The following is a 21,392-nucleotide window of genomic DNA, read 5'->3' on the forward strand; positions in this document are numbered from 1 at the left end:
AGCAAATGCCCGCCACCCGCGCGGCAGTAGGGAATCAGTTCAGAGGCTGGTTGCGGATGAGTCCGACCGCCAGGCCTTCGAGCTCGAAGTCGTCGTCAGGGGTGACGACGATGGGTTTGAAATCAGCGTTTTCAGGCAGCAGTTCAATGCGATCTTTGGTTTTCTGAAAACGCTTGACGGTGACTTCGTCGCCAATGCGGGCGACGACGATCTGGCCATTGCGCGCTTCGCGTGCCTTGGCTACGGCCAGCAAGTCGCCATCGAGGATGCCGATGTCTTTCATGCTCATGCCTTTGACGCGCAGCAGGAAATCGGGCTGTTTGGCAAACAGGCTGGGTTCGACGCCGTAGGTTTGTTCGATGTGCTCTTGCGCCAGGATGGGCGCACCTGCTGCCACACGCCCCACCAGTGGCAGCATGAGTTGTTCCAGGCCCGGCAGGGTGCGATTCAGTGCGGGCAGCAAGCCAGCGGCTTTGCTCGGCTCGGTTTTCTTGCGGCTTTCATTGACGGTGCGCAAGGTGCCGGCTTTCAGACGGATGCCGCGCGAAGTGCCCCCCACCAATTCGATGACACCTTTGCGGGCCAGGGCCTGCAGGTGTTCTTCGGCAGCATTGGCAGACTTGAAGCCGAGTTCGGTGGCGATTTCGGCCCGAGTGGGCGGCGCACCGGTGCGCGCAATGGCACGCTGAATCAGCTCGAAGATTTGCTGCTGGCGCGGCGTGAGTTTGGGTTTATCGTTCGTCATCGCAAAGGCGCAGTCGTGGATCGACAATGACTGTCATTCTATACAGGGCTGTTTGTTTGTCCAGTACTTTTTGCAACGGCTTGGCACGAGGCAAGACACGGGAGAGAAATTGGAACGTCACATTGTGATTCTCGGCACCGGGGGCACCATCGCGGGCACCGGTCATGATTCGTCCCGTGCGTGGCACTACGATGCGGCGCAACTCAGCGTGGATCAGTTGGTGGCAGCGGTTCCTGATTTGGCCGGGGTGCCATTGCGGTGTCGTCAGGTGGCTCAGGTCGACAGCAAGGACATGAATTGGTCGATCTGGCAGGCTTTGGCGCTCGCGCTGGCCGACGAGTTGAGGCGTGATGACGTGGCTGGGGTGGTGATCACACACGGCACGGACACGCTGGAGGAAACCGCGTATCTGTTGCACCGTCTGCATGACGGGAGCAAGCCGGTGGTCTTGACTGCGGCCATGCGACCGGCGACAGCACCTGATGCGGATGGCCCTCGCAATTTGCTTGATGCGGTTCGGGCCCTTCGCTGGGCCGAAGCCCAAGGGCATGGTGGGGTGGCGGTGGTCATGGCCGGACAGGTCTGGTCTGGCCTGCATGTGCGCAAGGCCCACACTCATGCGGTGGATGCTTTTGACGGCGGTGGCGCCAGCGCCTTGGCAACGGTGTTGCCGAATGGGGAACTACTGGCGCTGGTCGATGCCTGGCCTCGGTCAGGAGGCGCCGGTTGGTCACGGCTCGACACTCCGGTGCCGCCGCGTGTGGAAGTCGTAACCAGCCACGCGGACGCAGATGGGGTGATGGTGCGTGCCCTGTGGGCTGCTGCGCCTGATCTCAAGGGCGTGGTGGTGGCGGCAACCGGCCACGGCACCATCAACAAACCCTTGTTGGAGGCTTTGCGCGGCTTACAGCAAGGTGGGGTGATGGTCTGGCGCAGTTCGCGCGTGGCGCGTGGTGGCGTCGTGCCCCGTGATGGGGACGAGTTCACTGCGGTGGAGGGTTTGACGGCAGCCCAGGCGCGCCTGGCGCTGGTGCTGCATGCATTAGGTGCCCGATTGAATGAATCTGAAGGCTAGGCGGGTATGGACTCAGTCGGTGGTGACCAGCTCGCATCAGGTTTGACCTGCTTGCCTCCCTGAGTTTGTCAGCTTGCGCTGCTCTCGGGCTGATGCGAACTTTGCCAGCGGTGTGTGAAAGCCGTGTGACACCAGGAAAAAACGTCAAGGATGCAGGCGCAAGGTCACTGGCGTGGAGCCCATGATCTGGCGGAACTCCTGGCCTGGCTGTGCTTCGCCCATTTGCGGGTGCCAGACTCGGACGCGGTGGTCACCCGAGGGCAGCTCCAATTCCACTTTGCCTTGGGCGTTTGTCACGCCAAAGTAGGGCGTATCCACGACGTGGATGTAGCCGACCATGCCATCGTGGATGTTGCAACCCAGTGTGGCTGTGCCTGGACGGTCGAACACCACAGGGGTGGAGGGGCGCCCGCTGTAGAGCTTGATTTCAAAGGGCTTGATGGCCGAAAACGAGTAGACGTGGTGTCGGATGGTGTCGAAGTTTGGGAACTGCACGGCCGAGCCGGTCTGAATGACCACCAGACTGGGCACGAACTGTTTGTCGCGCTGGGCCATGTCCACGGTGATGCCCGTGGTGGCGGCCGGGGTGCCTTTGACGAACACAGCGACGGCTGCGCCGACGAGGGGCTTGCCGGCACTGTCCAGCACGGTGACGGGAACCGGTGCCGCGTGGGCGGAAAGCACCAGGCATGTCGACAGCACCATGGCGGTTGGCGGGGCGGGGCGGAGCCTGTTGCGGCGCAGCGAGAGAAGGGTCATGAGCGAACTCCGCAAATCAGGGGCCTGATGAGGCATCTCAGGAGGCCTTCTAGGGGGCGTTGTCGGGGGCTTTTCAATGGGCTGTGACGATGTCACGCCGTGTGGGGGCCAATCGGCGCAGCAGCTCGTTCTTGGCGGCTTCTGAGGCCCCAGCGCGATCCAGCTCTTCACGCAACACGGTCACCATCAGATCAAATTCGGAAGACGTGATGGCCGATTTGGCGTGCGAGTTGGCCATGGTTTCGCCTTCATATTCGCAAGGGCCGTTGGCGACCTTGCAAACATACGCGGCCACGCTCTTTTTCAGATAGGGCATCTTCACGCCTTGGAACGAGCGCTTGCTGCGCGGGTCGCTTGCCACGCGATCCAGCGTGCGGCCAACCACCAGCTCGATCCCGCTTTGTCCGCCCAGTTGCTGGTAAAGGCTGTGACCTCCGGCGGGTGGGGTGGTGCAGGCCATCAACGCGGCCAGTGTCCAGCTGAGGGTGATGCCGATGAGCGCCCATTTCAGGTGCTGGGTGCGCTCGGGGGACCAGGAGAGCTGCAGTCTGTTCATGAGCCGAAACCTCGGGTTGGATTGCCGTTATTCAACGCTTCATGGTGCCTTCAACTCGGTCAGACTGCTGGCTGAAAAGCGGTTCAATTGAGCCGTTTCCCTCACGTTCCCCAGGCGTTCCCCTGCCGTTTCGTTCTTGATGGAGACTTGTCGATGAAAGCTTGCAAGATCTGGTTGGTGGCGCTGATCGGCGCCTGCTGCGCAACAGCTTATGCCGGTGATCGTCTGCTGGCCACCGGCGGGGTGACGACCATTGAAGGCGCAGGTGGCAGCGGTCTGGTGCCTTGGGCCACCATCACCGGTAACGGCAGTGCCAACCAGATTGGCGGGGTGGCTTTTGCCACTCGGGTGCAATTGCCCAGCCAGTACCGACTGGATGTGGCGGGCGCGGCCGTGGGGCTGTATGACCGGGTTGAGCTCAGCGCCGCGCGTTGGACCTTTGGCCTGGCTGACACGGTGCCAGGCAAATCGATCGAGATGAAAGTATTTGGCGCCAAGCTCAAGGTGGCGGGCGATGCGGTGTATGACCAGGACCGCTGGATGCCGCAGATCAGCGTGGGCGCGCAATACAAGATCAACGACGACGAGGGGCTGGTGAAGTCCCTCGGGGCGAAGTCCAACCGCGGGCTGGACCTGTATGCCACGGCCACCAAGGTGTGGCTGGGTGGCTTGGCCGGACGCAATGTGATCGGCACCTTCACTTCGCGGCTGACCAATGCAAACCAGTTCGGCCTGGTGGGGTTTGGCGGGCCTGCACGGGATACCCACCTGCTCAAACTGGAGGGCAGTGTCGGGGTGATGTTGCGAGACGATCTGGTGCTGGGTGCCGAGTTCCGCCACAAGCCCAATAACCTCGTGACCGACGATGGTGCCAACCAGGCGCTGCGCGAAGACACGGCCAAAGACGTGTACCTGGCCTGGTTCCCATGCCGAGGCGGCAGCATCACCGCAGCGTGGGTCAGCATGGGCAATGTGGTGACCAAGCCGTCGCAAAACGGCTGGTACCTGTCCGGTCAGTTGAACTACTGAGGCCTGGGTGAAGGGCCTGCGTGCAGGTCAGCGCCCGCCGGTCACATCCAGAATGGCGCCGGCCGTGTAGCTGGCTGCACTCGACAGCAACCAGACGATGGCTTGCGCCACCTCATCGGGGTGGGCGGCTCGCCCCATGGGCAATGTGGGGCCCAGGCGCGCAGCCCGGTCGGGCTCTCCTCCGGTGGCATGGATGCCGGTGTCGGTGATGCCGGGGCGCACGGCACAGACCCGCACGCCTTCAGCGGCGACTTCCTTGGACAGGCCCGCCGTGAACACATCAATGGCCCCTTTGCTGGCGGCATAGTCCACGTACATGGCTGGCGATCCTTGGCGCACTGCGCTGCTGGACACATTCACAATCACACCACCATGCCCACCGTGCCGGGTCGACATGCGCTTGACCGCCTCGCGGGCGCACAGCATGGGCCCCAGCACGTTCACGGCCAGCATGCGCTGGAGGCGTTCGGCTGACATCTGGTCCAGGCGCGCGGTCATGTCGACGATGCCGGCGTTGTTGACCAGGCCGGTCAGGGGCGGCAGATGGGCATCGACAAAGGCGAAGAGCTGGAGCACGTCGGCCTCGTGGGCCAGGTCCGCCCGGAAAGTTCGGGCCGAGGGGGCGCCCAGGGCCAGGCATTCGTGGGCCACGGTGTTGGCTGCAGCCTCGTCATGCGCGTAGTGAATAAGCACATGATGACCTTGCGCAGAAAGCAGTCGCGCGGTGGCTGCACCGATGCCCCGACTGGCTCCGGTGATCAAGGTTGAAGGTAGCATGTGACAACTTTACATTCCCTTTACCCATCGCGCATCGTGGCGCTACATGGGGCGGCGACAGTGTCAGTATGAACAAGAACAATGCATCGACTTGGCTCCGGCGTGGGCGCTGGTTTCTGGTAGCAGCCGTTGTGGCTGGCGCAGCATGGGGAATCCACGCGCGGTACTTTGCCAAGCCTCCGGCGCCGCAGGTCATCACGGCCAAGGTCGTGGTCGATGATCTGGAAGACACTGTGCTGGCCAGCGGCACCATTCAGGCCAGAAAAGAGGTCAGTGTCGGCGCTCAGGTTTCCGGACAGATCAAGCGCTTGTATGTCGACCTGGGTGACCGAGTTACCAAGGGGCAGTTGGTCGCCGAAATCGACTCGACCACGCAAACGAACAACCTGCGCAATGCCGAGGCACAGGTCGCCTTGTTGACCGCGCAGCGTGCCGCCAAGGTGGCCTTGCTCACCCAGGCCGAGCTGACCTACAAGCGCAAGCAAGATCTCTCGAAGCTGGACGCAGCCTCCAAAGCCGAGTTGGAAGCGGCCGAGGCCACCCTGGCCACCACCCGGGCCGACATTGGTGTGCTGGACGCGCAGTTGAAGCAGGCGCGCATCGCAGTGGACACGGCTACAGTGAACCTGGGCTACACACGCATCCTGGCGCCCATTGATGGTGTCGTCATCGGCGTGATCGCGGAAGAGGGCCGTACGGTCAATGCCATTCAATCGGCGCCGTCGATCATCAAGCTGGCCAAGCTGGATCAGGTTCAGATCAAGGCGCAGATTTCCGAGGCCGATGTGGTGCGGGTCAAGCCCGGCATGCCGGCCTATTTCACGATTCTGGGCGAGCCCACACGCCGTTTCCAGGCCACGCTGCGCGCCGTGGAGCCCGTGCCCGAAGTCAGTCAGACCGATGCGAAGGTCACCGCCTCTACCTCAACCACCACCGCCATTTACTACAACGGCTTGTTTGATGTGCCGAACCCCGATGGCAAGCTGCGCGTACTCATGACGGCCCAGGTCTTCATCGTGCTCGACAAGGTGCCCCATGCCCTGGTCATCCCGGCTTCGGCTTTGGGCAAGCGAGACCCCAAAACCCATGATTACACCGTCAGCGTGCTGGAAGGCCCGGCAGGGGCCCAGAAGGTGGTGCAGCGCCGCGTGCGCATTGGCTTGAACAACCGTGTGCAGGCACAAGTGCTGGAAGGTTTGAAGGAAGGTGATCTGGTGGTGGTGGGCGATGCCACGGCGTCAGGTTCCGGTGGTGGCTCGCGTCGTCCACCGGGCATGTTCTAAGGCCATGGGTTTGCAAACAGCCATGGACAAGGCCTCACATCAAGCGCCAGCCCTGCTGGAGGTGAAGGACCTCTGGCGGGAATACCCGTCGGGCGATGAGTCGGTGGCGGTGCTCAAGGGCATCAGCCTGAGCATTCGCGCGGGTGAGATGGTTGCCATCATCGGTGCGTCGGGGTCGGGTAAGTCCACCCTGATGAACATCCTGGGGTGCCTGGATCGTCCGACCCGAGGGGTGTACAAGGTGGCCGGCCAGGCCACCGCCACGCTGGATGCCGATGAGCTGGCACGACTGCGTCGCGAGCACTTTGGCTTCATCTTTCAGCGCTATCACTTGCTGGGCGACCTGACCGCCAGCGGCAATGTCGAGATTCCGGCCATATATGCGGGTCATGGCAAGGAAGAGCGCCGAGCTCGGGCGGCCGCCTTGCTGGGCCGACTGGGGCTGGGTGAACGCGTGTTGCACCGGCCAGGTCAGCTGTCTGGCGGGCAACAGCAGCGGGTCAGCATTGCACGCGCCTTGATGAATGGCGGTGACGTCATCCTGGCCGATGAACCCACAGGGGCCTTGGACAGCGTCAGTGGCGAAGAGGTGATGCGCATCCTGCAGGAGCTTCATGCCGATGGGCACACTGTCATCATCGTCACCCATGACCCCAAGGTGGCGCAGCACGCGCAGCGCATCATCGAAGTGGCCGATGGGGTGATCGTCTCGGATCGTCAGCAAGAAGGTGATCGTCCGGCGCGCACGGCCAAGAGAGAAGAGGGCACACCGCCGCCGCATCCGTGGCGAGCCAACTGGGACCGCTTCACGGAGGCCTTCACCATGGCCTTGCGCGCCATGGCTGGCCATCGCTTGCGCACCTTGCTGACCATGCTGGGCATCATCATCGGCATTGCGTCAGTGGTGTCGATGGTGGCCTTGGGTGAAGGGTCGCGCCAGCGGGTGCTCAAGGACATTTCGGCCATGGGCACCAACACCATCGATGTCTTCCCTGGCAAGAATTTCGGTGACCGACAGGCCACGCGGATTCGCACCTTGGTGCCTGCCGACGCCGATGCATTGGCTCAGTTGAGTTATGTGGACAGCGTGTCCCCCTCGGTCAGTACGAGCGTGACCCTGCGCCGAGGCAACATCGAGTCCACAGCCAACATCAATGGGGTGGGGGAATCGTTTTTTCGGGTCAAGGGCTACACCATGGCCCGCGGCATGGCGTTCGATGCCGACAGCGTTCGCCGGCAAACCCAGGAGGCCGTGATTGACCCGGCCACCCAAAAGGCGCTGTTCCCCAATGGCGAAGATCCGGTGGGGCAGGTGATCTTCCTGGGGTCGGTGCCGGTACGCATCGTCGGGGTGACCTCGCCGCAGGAAAGCGGCTTCATGATGTCGGACAACCTCAATGTGTGGGTGCCTTACACCACAGCCATGCGCCGACTGTTGGGTGTGCGCTGGCTGCGCAACGTGACCGTTCGCATCAGCGACGATGTGCCTTCGGCCGCCGCCGAGCAGGGCATCGTCAAGCTCTTGACCCAGCGCCATGGCACGCAAGACTTCTTTGTGCGCAACAGCGACAGCATTCGGCAGACGATTGAAAGCACCACGCAGACAATGACCTTGCTGATTTCCTCGATTGCCGTGATCTCGCTGATTGTGGGAGGCATCGGGGTCATGAACATCATGCTCGTGTCGGTCACCGAGCGCACCCAGGAAATCGGTGTGCGCATGGCCGTGGGGGCGCGTCAGAGCGACATCCTGCGTCAGTTCCTGATCGAAGCGGTGTTGGTTTGCCTGATTGGTGGGGTGCTGGGTATTGGCCTGGCCCTGGGCATTGGCGTGTTGTTTGACCAGTTCGGTGGCGGCACCTTCAGCATGGTCTATTCGTTGAATTCGATCTTGGCGGCGTTTGGTATTTCGTCGCTGATCGGTGTGGTGTTTGGGTTCCTGCCCGCGCGTAATGCGGCTCGACTCGATCCGGTCGATGCCTTGTCCAGGCAGTGAGGAATGTGATGAATCAGGTGTTGAAGCATCCTGCATGGAAGCCGTTGGTGCTGGGGCTGTTGGTGGCACTGGGGGGCTGTGCCAGCTCCGATGTGCGTCGTGCGCCTGACTTGACCGCGCCGGCGAACTGGCAGCAAGCCGGGCAGAGCGGGCTTGCGGTGGGGCAGACGGATAACGCGCGTTCGGCCTGGTGGCTGGCGTTGAACGACCCGGTCCTCGATCGATTGATCGAGCAGGCTCGAGCCCGTAACGGCAATCTGGCCCAGGCCGCGTTGAAGGTGCGGCGGGCTCAGTTGGTGGCAGGCCAGGCGGCCAGCGACCAGTTGCCCTCGGTGAATGTGCAAGGCACGGTGTCTCGGGCTCGCCCGCTCGACGGGGGGGGGACCACGAAGGTCAATACGGTGACTGCTGGGGTGAGCTGGGAGCTTGACCTGTGGGGCCGGCTGGCGTCGCTGCGCAATGCAGCCGATTGGGAGGCCCAGGCCACTGAGTTTGATCGCCAGGCTGCAGGCTTGTCCCTGTCTGCCACCGTGGCCAATCTGTACTGGCAGGTGGCCTATCTGAACCAGAGGGTGGTCGCGAGCGAGCAGAGCATCGACTACGCCCGGCGCACCTTGAGCCTGGTGCAGGCGCAGTACGGTGCGGGTGAAGCCTCGGGGCTGGAGTTGGCGCAGGCCACGCAAGCCCTGGCGGCCCAACAGGCCAGCCACACGCAATGGTTGCAGCAGCGGGTGCAGGCTCGCAATGCCTTGGCCATTTTGTTGGACTCGCCTCCCGGCTCGGCCACCGACGAGTCGCTGCGTTTGCAGGAGGGACCCTTGCCTGCTGTGGTCCCCGGCTTGCCGGCTTCCTTGCTGAACCAGCGACCTGATCTGCAGGCGGCGCAGTTGCGTCTGCGGAAATCACTGGCCAATGTGGACGCCACCCGCGACAGCTTCTACCCCCGCCTGACCTTGACGGGCAGCGTGGGCGGCAGCAGTACCGAGTTGTCGCAGGTGCTTCGCGACCCGGTGGGGACGCTGGGCGCCGGTCTGCTGCTGCCCTTTGTGCAGTGGCGCGACATGCAGCGCAGTGTGGCCATTTCCGAGGCCGACTACGAAGTGGCCGTGCTGGGCTTGCGGCAGACCTGGTATCAGGCCCTGGCCGATGTGGAAAACGCGTTGTCTGCGCGTCAGCAGTATGAAGACCAGGGCGCGCAACTGACCCTGGCCTGGCAGGCCGCTCAAACAGCCGAGCGCCTCAGCGAGGCCCGTTATCGGGCTGGGGCCGTGCCCTTGAAAACCTGGCTTGATGCCCAAGAAGCGCGTCGGCAGGCGGAAAACAATCTGGCGCAAAACCGGTTGAACCGTTTGAATGCGCTGGCCACCCTGCACCAGGCGCTTGGTGGCTGATGGGCCTCAAGCGTGACATGCATCACGCTTTGATTTGTAAATAGCGGCCCGCCAAGCCGCTTTTTTCGGGTCTTTCGACGGCGACGGTGGTGCCACGATCTGGGCTGGATCGGGGCATCTGCCTGCCCCGCATGAAAGGCCTGTCATGACTCAGCTGCTTCGCCAGATTTCCCTTGGTTCCAAATTTGCTGCCCAGTTTGGCGGCGTGGTGACCTTGTCGGCGGTTTCGGTGGCGGCGCTGACCTTGACTGGTACCTTGAAGCTTCAGTGGGCTCAGCCCCAAATGGCTGCGGCCGGCCTGTTGGCGACTGGGCTGGTGGCCGGTGCCTGGTCGTGGCTGGTGGGGCGCACCGCGGCGCGCCCCCTGAAAGAGGCCGTTGCACTGGCTCAAACTTTGTCCGAAGCCACTGGGCCAGTTCCCTTTGCGGTTGACCGCGGCGATGAGGCCACACGCTTGTTGCGCCACCTCACCCATGTGCAGGAACAACATCAGTCGCTGGCTCGCTCGTATGACGAGTTGAAGGCCGAGCAGGAAGACCTGAGCGATGAGTTGGCCCACTGGGCCACCGACACCCTTCGCATGCGTTCGGCGCTTGACGCCACCGGTGTGCGAGCCTTGCTGACCGACGAGGACGGCGTCATTCTGTTTGTGACCAAGACGCTGGCGGCGCTGCTCAAAGAGCACGAGGTCAAGATCAAGACCGTGTTGCCGCAGGTCGACCTGGGGCGCCTCATCGGGCAGCGTCTGGATGTGTTTTCTCAGGCCGCAGAAGGCGCTGACCTGGCCATTTTGCCCACCTCCGAGGGTGAAACCGAGTTGCGCTTCGCCGGCCTCACCTTGGCTTTGCTGGCGCAGCCCATCCGCGACCGTCAAGGCCAGATCGTGGGCCATACCGTCACCTGGCGCGATCTGAGCGCCAGCCTCACATCCCCAATTCAGAGCGGCCCTGCCACCGTGGCAGCCGAGGCAGCGCCCTGGCGCCAGATTCTCGACCTCAGTGTGTTGCCCAGCTATGTGGCAGCTCCGGATGGTCGCATCCTGATGGCCAATGCCGCATTGCGCCAATTGCTGGCCGATCGCACACAGGCCTTCAAGGCTGCCAACCCGGCTTTCCAGGCGCAGAAACTGGAAGGGGCAAGCGTGGCCATGTTCTATGGCGCCTCGCAAGACGAGTCGGTTGGCTTGAAAAACCTGAGCGATCGACGTGTGAGTCGTCGGGTTTTGGGCGGCCGCACTTTTGACATCACCGACACCCCGGTTCGCAACGAGGCGGGGCAGGTCGTGGCCGTGTTGTCGCAGTGGCAGGACTGCACCGATGCCTGGTTGGCTTCACACGCCTTTGCGGCTCTGGCCGAGCGCGTGTCGGAAGGCGACTATGCGCGTCCGGCCAGCCTGGAAGGTATGCATGGCCTGTTTCTTGATGTGGGGACTCAGCTCAATGCCGTGGTTGCTGCCATGAACCAGACCGTTGCGCCCGTGCGCGCAGCCACCGAGCAGCTGGGGACAGCCCTGGCTCAGGTGTCACAGTCAACTTTGAGTGTGCAGGAAGTCTTGCAGTCCTTGGCTCAAAAGCCCGCTGTGGAACGCGCGGTACCCAAGGCCACTGCCATGCTGGCTGAAAAGGCCGGGGCGGTGCTGGCCCAGATGGTGCCGGCCATCAATCACACGTCCGAGTTGCTGCAAGACCCCATGAACCCCGAGGCGTCTGAAGCACTCGCGTCGACTGCCGAACAGTTGCAGGCGCAAGCTGCGCTGTTGCAGGCCATGGTGGCCAGCTACCGTCTGGCAGTCGGGGCAGGCAAGGCGGTTCGCCCTACCGATGCCACCGAGTCCGAAGCGGAGCCTCTGGTGTCGGCCTGATCAGGCCTGGCCGGCGCGATCCAGTCGTGCTTCAAGCCAACCGATCACGCGGGTGATTTCCTGGTCCAAGGCCTCGATCAAATGGGGCAGTCGGTCGCTCAGCCCCTCGCGACAGTGCTTTTCAAGCTCGGAGCACAGGGTGCCGAGGTCTTGAGCGCCCACGGCCACCGCGGCCCCCTTGATGCGGTGCGCCAATGAGCCAGCGGCTTCCAGGTCTTGCGCAATGAGTGTGTGCAGGCGCTCGGCGTCATTGCGCGTGGTGGTGATGAACTGGTCGGCCAGCATGGTCTTGAGTTCGTCTTCACCTGCGGTCTGCCTTTCCCAGTAAGCCAGATCGATCGGGCTGTTGCTTGAGGTGAGGGGGGGCTCTGGCGATGGCGAAGCGGTATCGGGCGGAGGTGGCCCCCACTTTTTCAGCATGGCCGCCAGAACGGGCACTTGCAGGGGTTTGGTCATGTAATCACTCATGCCGGCGGCTTGACACTTCTCTGCTTCACCCTGAAGGGCGGCAGCCGTGCACGCCAGGATCGGCAGGGGCGCTCGTCCCGCTTCGGCTTCTTCGGCTCGAATGGCCTGAGCCAGTTGGTAGCCATCCATGCGGGGCATCTGGCAGTCTGTGATCAGCAGGGCCAGTTTGTACTGGTGCGTCATGGCCAGAGCCTGTTCGCCATCTTCCGCCGAGACCGACGTGTAGCCCAGCAGCGAGAGCTGGCGACTGAGCACATATCGGTTGATGGGGTGGTCATCGACCAGACCGATGAGACAGCCCTGGGCCTGAGCCTCTTCCACGCTCAACAGCTTGCGTGGACCTTGATTGCTGGGTGCCACCTGGCGAGCCAGATCATCCAGATGGGTTGAATTCGGTGCCTGATCGGTCAAGCCCAGGGGCAGGTCGACCGAGAAGGTGGTGCCTTTGCCCGGGGTGCTCTTGAGCGAAATCGAGCCGCCCATCAATTCAGCCAGCCGTTTGCAGATGGTCAGGCCCAGCCCTGTGCCACCAAAGCGTTGAGCCGTGTCGGCCGAGGCTTGCGAGAAGGCCGAGAACACCTTGTGTTGCGACTCGGGCGGAATGCCGATCCCCGTGTCGATCACATCGAGGCGGATCTGAATCTGCTTGTCGCCCTTGGGGAGGCCGCGCACGCGCACCGTCACACCGCCTTGCTGGGTGAACTTGAGCGCATTGCTGACCAGGTTGCTGACGATCTGGCGCATGCGCAGTGGATCGCACAACACCGTTTGCTGAATGCCGATGACCTGCAAGTCCAGCGTCAGTCCCTTGCTGCTGGCAGTGTCGCGGTAGAGGTTGGTGACCGAGCCCAGCAAATGGGGTAGGTCGACTGGCTCTGGGTTCACGTCCAGCTTGCCGGCCTCAATCTTGGAGAAGTCCAGGATGTCGTTGATGATGCCCAGCAAAGCCCCGGAGGCCTCACGCATGGCATTGATCTGCTCGCGCTGTTCGTCGTCCAGTTTGCTCAACGACAACAGATCCAGGGTGCCCACCACACCGTTGAGCGGCGTGCGAATTTCGTGGCTCATCGACGCCAGGAAGTCCTCTTTGGCCTTGGCGGCTGCTTCCGTCTTGATCATGGCGATCCGCAGCTGGGCATCGGTTTCTTCGACCTGGTTGCGCAAATTGCGCTCGACATCAAGGGCTTGGCCCACCTTGCCCAGCAACTCATTGACACCGTCAATCAGGGCGCCGACTTCGTTGCGTTCCAGGTGGGACGGTACTGTCAGCGCAGCCTGCTGACCCGGGACCACCCTGGCCAGTTGCCTCGCGGCCGACACCAGCGGGTCGGTCAACGTACGACGAATGATGAACATGAAGATGATGGTCGTCAGCACGATGATGCCGGCCATCCACGCCACCATGGTCAGCGCCGAATCTCGCGCCTTCTTGGCGATCCAATCGCGGTTCGGTTCCACCCGCAACTCGCCTACCACCTCGTCATCGCTGAACGGCGAGTGAATGGGCTCAACCAGGGCGTTCTTCGCGTTTTGCTCGCTGCCTGCCCTTTCGCTGGTGATGTTGATGCCGCGGTTTCCCGTCAACTGAGCACGTTGCACCACATCGTTCTTCAGCAAACCATCGATCGCGTCCTGTCCGATTTGCTGGTTGTTGGCGAAGGTGGCAATGGCCGCCGTGTTGTAGACCGTCGCCATCAGACTTTTGATCAGGGCACGGCTTTCCTCTTCAGATTTGGCCGCCTGAAAATGAAACACCAGCATGCCCGCGATGGTGGCCAGCACCAACGTGACCACGGCGGCGACGAAGCCCAGGTAAGTCTGCAGCGATCGGTTGCTGAAAATCATGGGGCGTTGATGCTCAGGATCACTTTGAGTCCCAAAGCTTCCGGGTTGGGCAGCTGCGCTTGCTCGACATAACCGATCAGACCGGGGTTGGACTTGATCGCTTCGATCACCGCGGCACTGTCTGCCAAAGGTTGGGGAGGAGAACTCTGGCCGGTGAACAGCAATCGGGCCCAGTAGGCGTTGATGTCGGTGATGGCCTTGCCCGTCAGGGCGCGATAGAACCGGGCGCGCACCGCAGAGGCCCCAGGGTGGTCCACCGCCACGATGGACTGCCCATTGGGCAGATTGCGGGTGCGGCCAAGGTACAGGTCTGCGATGTCACGGGCACTGACGGCGGTACTGACGTTGCGGCTGTTGACCACCACGAGCAGCGTGTTGTTGGTGCTTTGCGCTTGTGCCATGGGAGGCAGCCAAAGTCCGCTCAGGGCGAGAAGGAGGAGGATGGTCTTTTTCATGATCATCCTCAGAAGGTGAAGTCCACCGTGGCGGACCAGATGTGCTTGCTGCCACCACGCCAGTCGATCGTGCCGTCACCCCACATCTGCACGCCGGTCGGGCTGATCACCGAGCGGTCCCATTGCAGCTTCAGTGCGAGTCGCTCGGCGAAGTCCCACCTCACGCCGACTGCAGCGGTGTACTGATTGGTGTGAGTCGATTCGTAAGCCTGGTTCAATTGCGCGCCCAGGGGATCGAGAACCGGCGCGGGCGATGGGCTCAGCTTCAACTTGGAGGTATTCCAGTTGCGAGCGAAGGTGGCGTAGGGCACCCATTGGTTGAAGCGCCGGCCCACCGACATGTACGCGCTCAGCCCCTGAGGGGCAAACACGGTTTTGGCCGAGGTGGCGGCGACTTCGCCAGATACCTGCCAGCCATCGCGCTCCCAGGCCAGTCCGATCACGCTGTAATGCAGGTGTTGCCCGTCAAGCTTGAGGTCATCGGCGTAAGCGGCGGCAGAGGGCCACAGCGCTTGAACCACCGGGTTCTGCAGATAGGGAATGAGCTGATCAAACGGCGCATTTTTCTCGAAACGCATCCGTGTGTGACCCAGGCGCAGGCGCCACTCGTCCGATTCCCACGTGGCGTTCACACCCGTTGCCACGGCTTCCAGCGGGTAGCTCTTGTCCGCCCAGGGCATGCCGGTGTGCGTCGAGCCGGCAAAGGCTTTGACCTTCAATTGCCCATCGCCCAAGGTCCAGCGTTTGCTGATGTCGCCGCCGTCAAGGGAGTAAAACGGGATCCATCCATAGAACTCAGCCGACGGGCGAGCCCAGTTGTAGGCATAGCCCACACTGCGGTAGTCGGACAGCATGAAGGTGTCCAGCCCCACGCGCCCCACGCGCAAGTCGGTGTCGTGATTGGGCTTGTATTTCACAAAAGCCCATTCGACCGTGTCGCGGTTGCTGTAGGCCGCCTTTTCTCGAAAAACGAGTTGGCCCACGGCTTCCAGGTGATCCGTCAAGGCGTAATTGGCCTGCAGACCCAAGCGGGTGTCGGCCAGTTCATGGTGGTCTTTGATCTTCGGGCCGTTCTGGCTCAATTCGCGGCGAAAGCGCAGGTCGTCTTTGCTGTCACTCAGCCAATAGCCCACCGTACCGAAGCCCGATAGCTTCAGTGCGCTGCCCTCTGCAGCCAAGGCGGTCTGCGACATGAGCGAGCCCAGGCACACAGCCAGCAGGCTCTTCATCAAGAAACCAGGGGCTGATTCCTCTAACGGGACAGACAACGAAACCATGGCGCGGCACGATCCTTCTCAGATGGTCGAAGGGGTGTCGTCCGAAACTGCCAACGACACCAGTGGCCGCCTTTTGAGGCGGCATGTCGTCGCTATCGGTTGAACGCGGAGCTTCCTGAGCAGTTTTGGCGAATCAGGTCACACTTTGGAGGACGTTTGTGCAGTTTGGCGCAGGAGATCGAGTGTTTCCTGTGACCATTTCGCCCACCCCTCTTCGAACATGATGCCCGCCTTGAGGATCATGTGCTGGATTTGAGCCTCGCGGGTGAGGACTTTATGGGGCGGGAAATCGCGCGCCTCAATGGCGCGGTATCCAGCCAGTTTTTCCAGGTGAATCGCCATTCGACGTGCGATTTCGTCTTCCAGCCCCAGCGGGCCCAGGACGGCATCGGCGCGCAATCGCACAGCCAACTCTTCCCGCATGTCTTGCGGGGGGGCGGGTTCGCGAGCCCAGCGCATGAGTTCAGTCTTGCCCGCCTCCAGGACGCGATACATCTTCTTTCGGGTGCGCCCGCCGTCCGGGGCGGCAGCCGACTCGATCCAGCCCGCCTTCTCCATGCGGGCCAGCTCGCGATAGATTTGCTGATGCGTGGCACGCCAGAAAAAGCCGATGGACTTGTCGAAGCGGCGAGCCAGGTCATATCCGGAGCAAGACTTCTCCAGCAATGAGGTCATCAGGGCATGTGAAAGCGACATGCTTCGAGTCTAAGGGGCGGGCTTGAACTATGCAACCAGTTGCATAAATGCGGAAGCTCGCATACATTCACGGCACTGATTCATGCAACTGGTTGCATAGTTGGGGTAGGCCCCCACATGTGGCCGGCTTGTATCGGCTTATCTTTCACGATCTGACAACTGAACCCCTTCAGGACACGACATGACTGCTTTTCCCAATCTGCTGAAACCACTCGATCTGGGCTTTACCACGCTGAAGAACCGCGTCTTGATGGGTTCGATGCACGTGGGTCTGGAAGAAGCCAAGGACGGCTTCCAGCGCATGGCTGCTTTCTATGCCGAGCGTGCACGCGGCGGCGTGGCCCTGATGGTGACCGGCGGCATTGCCCCCAATGACGATGGCCGTCCTTACCCCGGTGGTGCGCGCCTGGCCACTGAAGAAGAGGCCGCCCAGCACAAAATCGTGACCGATGCGGTGCACGAAGCCGGCGGCAAGATCGCCATGCAGATCTTGCACTTCGGCCGCTACGCCTACCATCCTGGTCTGGTGGGTCCTAGCCCCATCAAGGCGCCCATCGCTCCGATGCCTCCCCGCGAACTGACCACCGCCGAGGTCTATCAAACCATCGAAGACTTTGCCAATTGCGCTGCCATGGCTCAGAAGGCTGGCTACGACGGCGTGGAAGTCATGGGCTCTGAGGGCTACCTGATCAACGAATTCATCGCTGCGCGTACCAACCAGCGCACCGACGAGTGGGGCGGTTCCTACGAAAACCGCATGCGTTTCCCCGTTGAAATCGTGAAGGCCGTGCGTGAGCGCGTCGGCCCGAACTTCATCATCATCTATCGCCTGTCCATGCTGGACCTGGTCGATGGCGGTTCTGACTTCGACGAAGTCGTGCAACTGGCTCAGGCCATCGAGAAAGCCGGTGCCACCCTGATCAACACCGGCATCGGTTGGCACGAGGCGCGTATTCCCACCATTGCCACCAGCGTGCCTCGCGGCGCCTTTGCCTGGGTGACCAAGAAGATGAAGGGCAAGGTGGGCATCCCTCTGATCACCACCAACCGCATCAACACCCCTGAGGTAGCCGAGCAAATCCTGGCCGACGGTTGTGCTGACATGGTCTCCATGGCTCGCCCCATGCTGGCTGACCCCGAGTTCGTCAACAAGGCGGCTGCTGGCAAGCCCGAAACCATCAACACCTGCATTGGCTGTAACCAAGCCTGTCTGGATCACACCTTCAGCGGCAAGATCACCTCGTGCCTGGTCAACCCACGCGCCTGCCACGAAACCATTCTGAAGATCGAACCCGCGCCTGCCAAGAAGCGCGTAGCGGTTGTGGGCGCTGGCCCCGCGGGTCTGGCCGCCGCCACCACCGCAGCCCGCCGCGGTCTGGACGTGACCTTGTTTGAAGCCGACAGCGATGTGGGTGGCCAGTTCAACGTGGCCAAACAAATTCCTGGCAAGGAAGAGTTCTACGAAACCCTGCGCTACTTCCGCAACGAAATCAAGGCCACTGGCGTGAAAACCCAGTTCAACACCCGCGTGACCGTGGACGATCTGGTCAAGGGCGGCTTTGACGAAATCCTGCTGGCCACCGGCGTGTCGCCACGCACCCCCGCCATCGAGGGCGTGAACCATCCCAAGGTGCTGAGCTACCTCGACGTGCTGCGCGACAAGAAGCCCGTGGGCAAGACCGTGGCCGTGATCGGTGCTGGTGGCATTGGCTTTGATGTGTCCGAGTACCTGACGCACGAGGGCGACAGCCCTGCACTGAACCTGGCCAAGTTCAACGACGAGTGGGGCATTGACAGCGACTACACCAACCGGGGTGGCCTCAAGCAGCCGCATCTCGAGAAGGCGCCCCGTCAGGTCTACCTGTTGCAGCGCAAGACCAGCAAGGTCGGCGACGGCCTGGGCAAGACCACCGGCTGGATCCACCGCACCTCGCTGAAGAACCGCAATGTTGAAATGATTGCCGGTGTCAGCTACAACAAGATCGATGACGCGGGCTTGCACATCACCGTGGGTGGCAAGGACATGGTTCTGCCCGTCGACAACGTGGTGCTGTGTGCCGGTCAGGAACCCTTCCGCGAACTGCAAGCCGGCCTGGAAGCCGCAGGCAAGAAGGTGACTCTGATTGGTGGTGCTGACGTGGCCGCCGAGCTCGACGCCAAGCGCGCCATCAAGCAAGGCACCGAAGTGGCCGCTGCGCTGTGATTTCACTGTGAATCTGCACTGACACCACCCTGGACAGGAGACGGTCATGAACGCACTCGATCCCAAACTGCAGCCGTCCGTGGCGGCTGCCCTGGCGCAGTGGCATGCCATGCTGGCCCAGCGCGACCTCAGCAAGCTGCGCGGGCTGCTGCATGACGACGCAGTGTTTCGTTCGCCCATGGCGTTCAAGCCCTATGTCAGCGCCGAGGCCGTGACCTTGATCCTGTCCACCGTGGTGCAAGTGTTCAGCGACTTCGAATACCACCGCCAGTTCGCCTCAGACGACGGGCTGAGCGTGGTGCTCGAATTCAGTGCCAAGGTGGGCGACAAATCGCTCAAAGGCATCGACATGATCCGCTTTGACGAAACCGGCAAGATTGTCGACTTCGAGGTCATGATTCGTCCCTTCAACGCCTTGCAGGCGCTGGGCGCCGAAATGGGCGCACGCCTGGCCGCCTACCTGCCTGCCTACAAGGCCCAACTCTGATCTTCCTTCCATGACACAGACGACTTTTGAAACCGTCACCGTCTCGGTTGACAACCACATCGCCACCGTTCGCCTGAACCGGCCCGAAAAGGCCAATGCGATGAACCTGACCATGTGGCACGACATCCGCAAGGCCTTCAACTGGATCGACGAGACCGCTGAAGCGCGCGTGGCCATCATCGAAGGCGAAGGCAAGCACTTCACCTCCGGCATTGACCTGCAGATGATGATGGGCCTGCTGCCCATGATCAAGAACGAATGCGATGGCCGCACGCGTGAAAACCTGCGCCGCGTGGTGCTCGATCTGCAAGACACGCTGACCGCCATCGAGCGCTGCCGCAAGCCCGTGCTGGCGGCCATTCACGGTGGCTGTGTGGGCGGTGGGGTCGACCTGATCAGCTGCACCGACATGCGCTACTGCTCGGCCGATGCCTACTTCACGATCAAGGAAATCGACATCGGCATGGTGGCCGACGTGGGCACCTTGCAGCGTCTGCCCAAGCTGATTGGCAACCAGGGCATCGTGCGTGAAATGGCCTACACCGGCCGCAAGGTCGAGGCCGCCGAGGCGCAGACCATCGGCCTGGTCAACCGCGTGTACGAGACCCGCGAAGCCCTGCAAGCCGGCGTGCGTGAAATCGCCGCCCAGATCGCGGCCAAGTCGCCACTGTCGATCCGCGGCACCAAGGAAATGCTCAACTACTCGCGTGACCACTCTGTAGCCGATGGCTTGAACTACATTGCCACCTGGAACGCGGCCATGTTGATGTCCAACGACCTCAACGCCGCCATGATGGCGGGCATGACCAAGCAAACGCCCGTGTTCAAGGATTGAGTTTTTCGGACAACTTGGCGTTTTGCCAAGCACAGTTCACGCACAGGACAACTGTGCACCAGGCCAAGTCTTCGCAAAATTGGTAAAACAATGCAAGCGAACTTGGCCTTTCTTTTACCCCGTCGCACACTCGCGCCAATTTCGAATCATCCGCTTTGAAGGTCGTCTGGCCTGCGTGCGGAGACCAAGTATGGCGATGATCTGTTTTACAGAAGCGGCGGGGTGCCGATGATGGGGGCCCGGCTGCTAAGCGAACCTGTCGATGCGCGTGAGTTGGTGGCTCGTACGCGCTGGGGCGACCTGCGTGTGTCCATGCCTTGGGGGGGGCTGTCTGATGTGGATGGGCTGGTGCGTCAATTGACCCACTGGTGCCAGCATCCGCTCGTGTTCGAGGTGAGGTCTGAAGCGGCCCCGGTGGGAGACGAGTTGGCGCCGTCCGAGCAGGTTCGCTGTGTCATCAGCGACATGCGTCTGGCACCCATCGGCACCGAGGTGTTTCTGCCCCTGGCGCTGGTGCTCGAATCAGTTCCTCCCGCGGCACTTCAAGGTGCCGCCGTGAACTGGCCTCAGTGGCATTTCCAGGTCACGGTCGGTTCGCTTCCCGAGTCTGCGATCGAGTCTGCGCACGTTCAGGAAGGCGGCCAGATTTTGCTGCCCAATGCCTTCCAGCAACCTTGGCTGGTGCGTTTGCACGCCGAAGAAGTGCCTTTCGGTCTGGTGGGGCATTTGCGGCTGAATGCCGGCATGATCGATATGCTGCAGCGTGCTGACGATGCGGCTAACGATGCGCAGCGTGAATTGCTGGATGTCGATGCCTGGCAGGTTCAATTGGCGCGTGCCGTGGTGCTTGATTTGCCCGTGGCCCTGGGCTGGGTGCCGGGCGCCCATGCCGTACCGGTTGACTACACCTGCCATGAAGACGACGACACCGAATTCGGGCTGGGGGCGCATTTGAATCACGAGGCAAGGGGGCTGACCCTGGTCGGCATGGTGGTGCCTGTGATGCCGGGTGCGGCTTTGCGGATTCGTGCGGTTCGTACGGTCCTGTGACGCCCTTGGCCGCGGACCTTTTTCACGCTTTGTTGGCCTGCTTGATCCCGACCGTGATTTCCTGACGCCAGGCCCCCTAATTTGAGGCATTGACGCTGACCGGCTGTAGTAACTTCAGAGCCGTTCAGACAGGAGATCTCAGATATGGCAACCGCGACCAGCAGTCCGCGAGCTTCAGGCGGCGAACTCAAGCTGGCCATCCTCATTGGCATTGTGACCCTCGTGGCGCTGTTGGGTGCCTGGGCGTACACCCGGCTGAGTTCTCAGCCGGAGGAGCCCAAGCGGCCGGTGCCGACGTGGTTGGGCGTCAGCCCCGTGACAGCGCAGACGGCCGACGGTCGCATCCTGTCCGTCAAAGTGAACCTCTTGCTGAAAAACGAGGAAGACCTGGATGTCTTGCGTCCGTACGAGCCGGCGTTCAAGTCACTGGTTGCCGAAGCCGGGTCGGGTTTTGACGCAACCGGCCTGCGTGGCCCGGATCGCATCCTCGAGTTCGGGGTACTGGTGAAAGAGTCGGTCAACGAATACCTCAACGAACAGCAGGTCAAGCCTCGCATCAAGCGCGTGGCGTTTGAAGAGTTCAAGTTGATGCAGTGACCTGGCG

At 62.1% G+C, this 21,392-nt stretch carries 19 protein-coding genes; 11 read left to right on the plus strand and 8 right to left on the minus strand.

All coding sequences use genetic code 11. The features are described from left to right. Positions 1-34: 34 nt before the first annotated feature. On the minus strand, positions 35-745 hold the full coding sequence (gene lexA, locus VFW72_RS02725; protein WP_329672724.1) for a transcriptional repressor LexA: 711 nt from the start codon (positions 743-745) through the stop codon (positions 35-37). Between the two features lie 109 nt (positions 746-854). On the opposite strand from lexA, the gene VFW72_RS02730 reads away from it, so the two are divergent. After that, positions 855-1,820 carry an asparaginase gene (locus VFW72_RS02730; RefSeq protein ID WP_329672725.1) on the plus strand — a complete coding sequence of 322 codons (966 nt, stop codon included), beginning with the start codon at positions 855-857 and terminating at the stop codon, positions 1,818-1,820. Positions 1,821-1,964: 144 nt separating this feature from the next. On the opposite strand, the gene VFW72_RS02735 is transcribed toward VFW72_RS02730, so the two are convergent. After that, the gene (locus VFW72_RS02735; RefSeq protein WP_329672726.1) at positions 1,965-2,579 is read right to left on the minus strand and encodes a methylamine utilization protein; all 615 of its coding nucleotides are present in this window, start codon (positions 2,577-2,579) and stop codon (positions 1,965-1,967) included. 73 nt (positions 2,580-2,652) lie between these two features. After that, positions 2,653-3,135 carry a group 1 truncated hemoglobin gene (locus VFW72_RS02740; RefSeq protein ID WP_329672727.1) on the minus strand — a complete coding sequence of 161 codons (483 nt, stop codon included), beginning with the start codon at positions 3,133-3,135 and terminating at the stop codon, positions 2,653-2,655. Between the two features lie 153 nt (positions 3,136-3,288). Between VFW72_RS02740 and VFW72_RS02745 the strand changes: the two genes are divergently transcribed. After that, on the plus strand, positions 3,289-4,164 hold the full coding sequence (locus VFW72_RS02745; RefSeq protein ID WP_329672728.1) for a DUF3034 family protein: 876 nt from the start codon (positions 3,289-3,291) through the stop codon (positions 4,162-4,164). 27 nt (positions 4,165-4,191) lie between these two features. Here the strand turns inward: VFW72_RS02745 and VFW72_RS02750 are convergent, their stop codons facing one another. Beyond that, on the minus strand, positions 4,192-4,941 hold the full coding sequence (locus VFW72_RS02750; protein WP_329672729.1) for an SDR family oxidoreductase: 750 nt from the start codon (positions 4,939-4,941) through the stop codon (positions 4,192-4,194). A 68-nt stretch (positions 4,942-5,009) separates the two neighbouring features. Between VFW72_RS02750 and VFW72_RS02755 the strand changes: the two genes are divergently transcribed. The 4 genes from VFW72_RS02755 (at position 5,010) to VFW72_RS02770 (ending at position 11,472) form a co-directional block, all read left to right on the plus strand. Further along, positions 5,010-6,224 (plus strand): efflux RND transporter periplasmic adaptor subunit, encoded by a 1,215-nt coding sequence (locus VFW72_RS02755; protein WP_329672730.1) that lies wholly within the window; start codon positions 5,010-5,012, stop codon positions 6,222-6,224. 4 nt (positions 6,225-6,228) lie between these two features. Further along, positions 6,229-8,220, plus strand: coding sequence for a MacB family efflux pump subunit (locus tag VFW72_RS02760; RefSeq protein WP_329672731.1), 1,992 nt, complete (start codon positions 6,229-6,231; stop codon positions 8,218-8,220). A gap of 8 nt (positions 8,221-8,228) precedes the next feature. Further along, positions 8,229-9,611: an efflux transporter outer membrane subunit gene (locus VFW72_RS02765; protein ID WP_329672732.1), complete on the plus strand. Its 1,383-nt coding sequence runs from the start codon at positions 8,229-8,231 to the stop codon at positions 9,609-9,611. A 145-nt stretch (positions 9,612-9,756) separates the two neighbouring features. Continuing rightward, positions 9,757-11,472 carry a PAS domain-containing protein gene (locus VFW72_RS02770; RefSeq protein WP_329672733.1) on the plus strand — a complete coding sequence of 572 codons (1,716 nt, stop codon included), beginning with the start codon at positions 9,757-9,759 and terminating at the stop codon, positions 11,470-11,472. On the opposite strand, the gene VFW72_RS02775 is transcribed toward VFW72_RS02770, so the two are convergent. From VFW72_RS02775 to VFW72_RS02790, 4 genes are all read right to left on the minus strand, one after another. Then, complete coding sequence (locus VFW72_RS02775) at positions 11,473-13,785, minus strand: ATP-binding protein (RefSeq protein ID WP_329672734.1); 2,313 nt, start codon at positions 13,783-13,785, stop codon at positions 11,473-11,475. Then, complete coding sequence (locus tag VFW72_RS02780) at positions 13,782-14,240, minus strand: hypothetical protein (protein ID WP_329672735.1); 459 nt, start codon at positions 14,238-14,240, stop codon at positions 13,782-13,784. Before VFW72_RS02780 ends, VFW72_RS02775 begins: the two co-directional genes overlap by 4 nt. An 8-nt stretch (positions 14,241-14,248) precedes the next feature. Beyond that, complete coding sequence (locus VFW72_RS02785; RefSeq protein WP_329672736.1) at positions 14,249-15,469, minus strand: hypothetical protein; 1,221 nt, start codon at positions 15,467-15,469, stop codon at positions 14,249-14,251. A gap of 186 nt (positions 15,470-15,655) precedes the next feature. Continuing rightward, positions 15,656-16,213, minus strand: coding sequence for a PadR family transcriptional regulator (locus tag VFW72_RS02790; RefSeq protein WP_329672737.1), 558 nt, complete (start codon positions 16,211-16,213; stop codon positions 15,656-15,658). Between the two features lie 181 nt (positions 16,214-16,394). Here VFW72_RS02790 and VFW72_RS02795 point away from each other — a divergent pair, with 181 nt between their 5' ends. The 5 genes from VFW72_RS02795 to VFW72_RS02815 all read left to right on the plus strand — a co-directional run bounded on the left by VFW72_RS02795 (position 16,395) and on the right by VFW72_RS02815 (position 21,385). Beyond that, positions 16,395-18,416, plus strand: coding sequence for an NADPH-dependent 2,4-dienoyl-CoA reductase (locus tag VFW72_RS02795; protein ID WP_329672738.1), 2,022 nt, complete (start codon positions 16,395-16,397; stop codon positions 18,414-18,416). Between the two features lie 46 nt (positions 18,417-18,462). Continuing rightward, positions 18,463-18,903, plus strand: a complete 441-nt coding sequence (locus VFW72_RS02800; RefSeq protein ID WP_329672739.1) for a nuclear transport factor 2 family protein — start codon at positions 18,463-18,465, stop codon at positions 18,901-18,903. Between the two features lie 10 nt (positions 18,904-18,913). Further along, a complete protein-coding gene (locus VFW72_RS02805; RefSeq protein ID WP_329672740.1) occupies positions 18,914-19,738 on the plus strand; it encodes a crotonase/enoyl-CoA hydratase family protein in 825 nt (274 codons plus the stop codon). A gap of 222 nt (positions 19,739-19,960) precedes the next feature. Further along, entirely contained in the window at positions 19,961-20,788 is an 828-nt protein-coding gene (locus tag VFW72_RS02810) for a hypothetical protein (RefSeq protein WP_329672741.1), read from the plus strand. A 144-nt stretch (positions 20,789-20,932) separates the two neighbouring features. Further along, a complete protein-coding gene (locus VFW72_RS02815) occupies positions 20,933-21,385 on the plus strand; it encodes a hypothetical protein (protein WP_329672742.1) in 453 nt (150 codons plus the stop codon). The last annotated feature ends 7 nt before the right edge of the window (positions 21,386-21,392 follow it).

Source organism: Aquabacterium sp., from assembly GCF_036273115.1.
Classification (GTDB): Bacteria; Pseudomonadota; Gammaproteobacteria; order Burkholderiales; family Burkholderiaceae_C; genus Aquabacterium.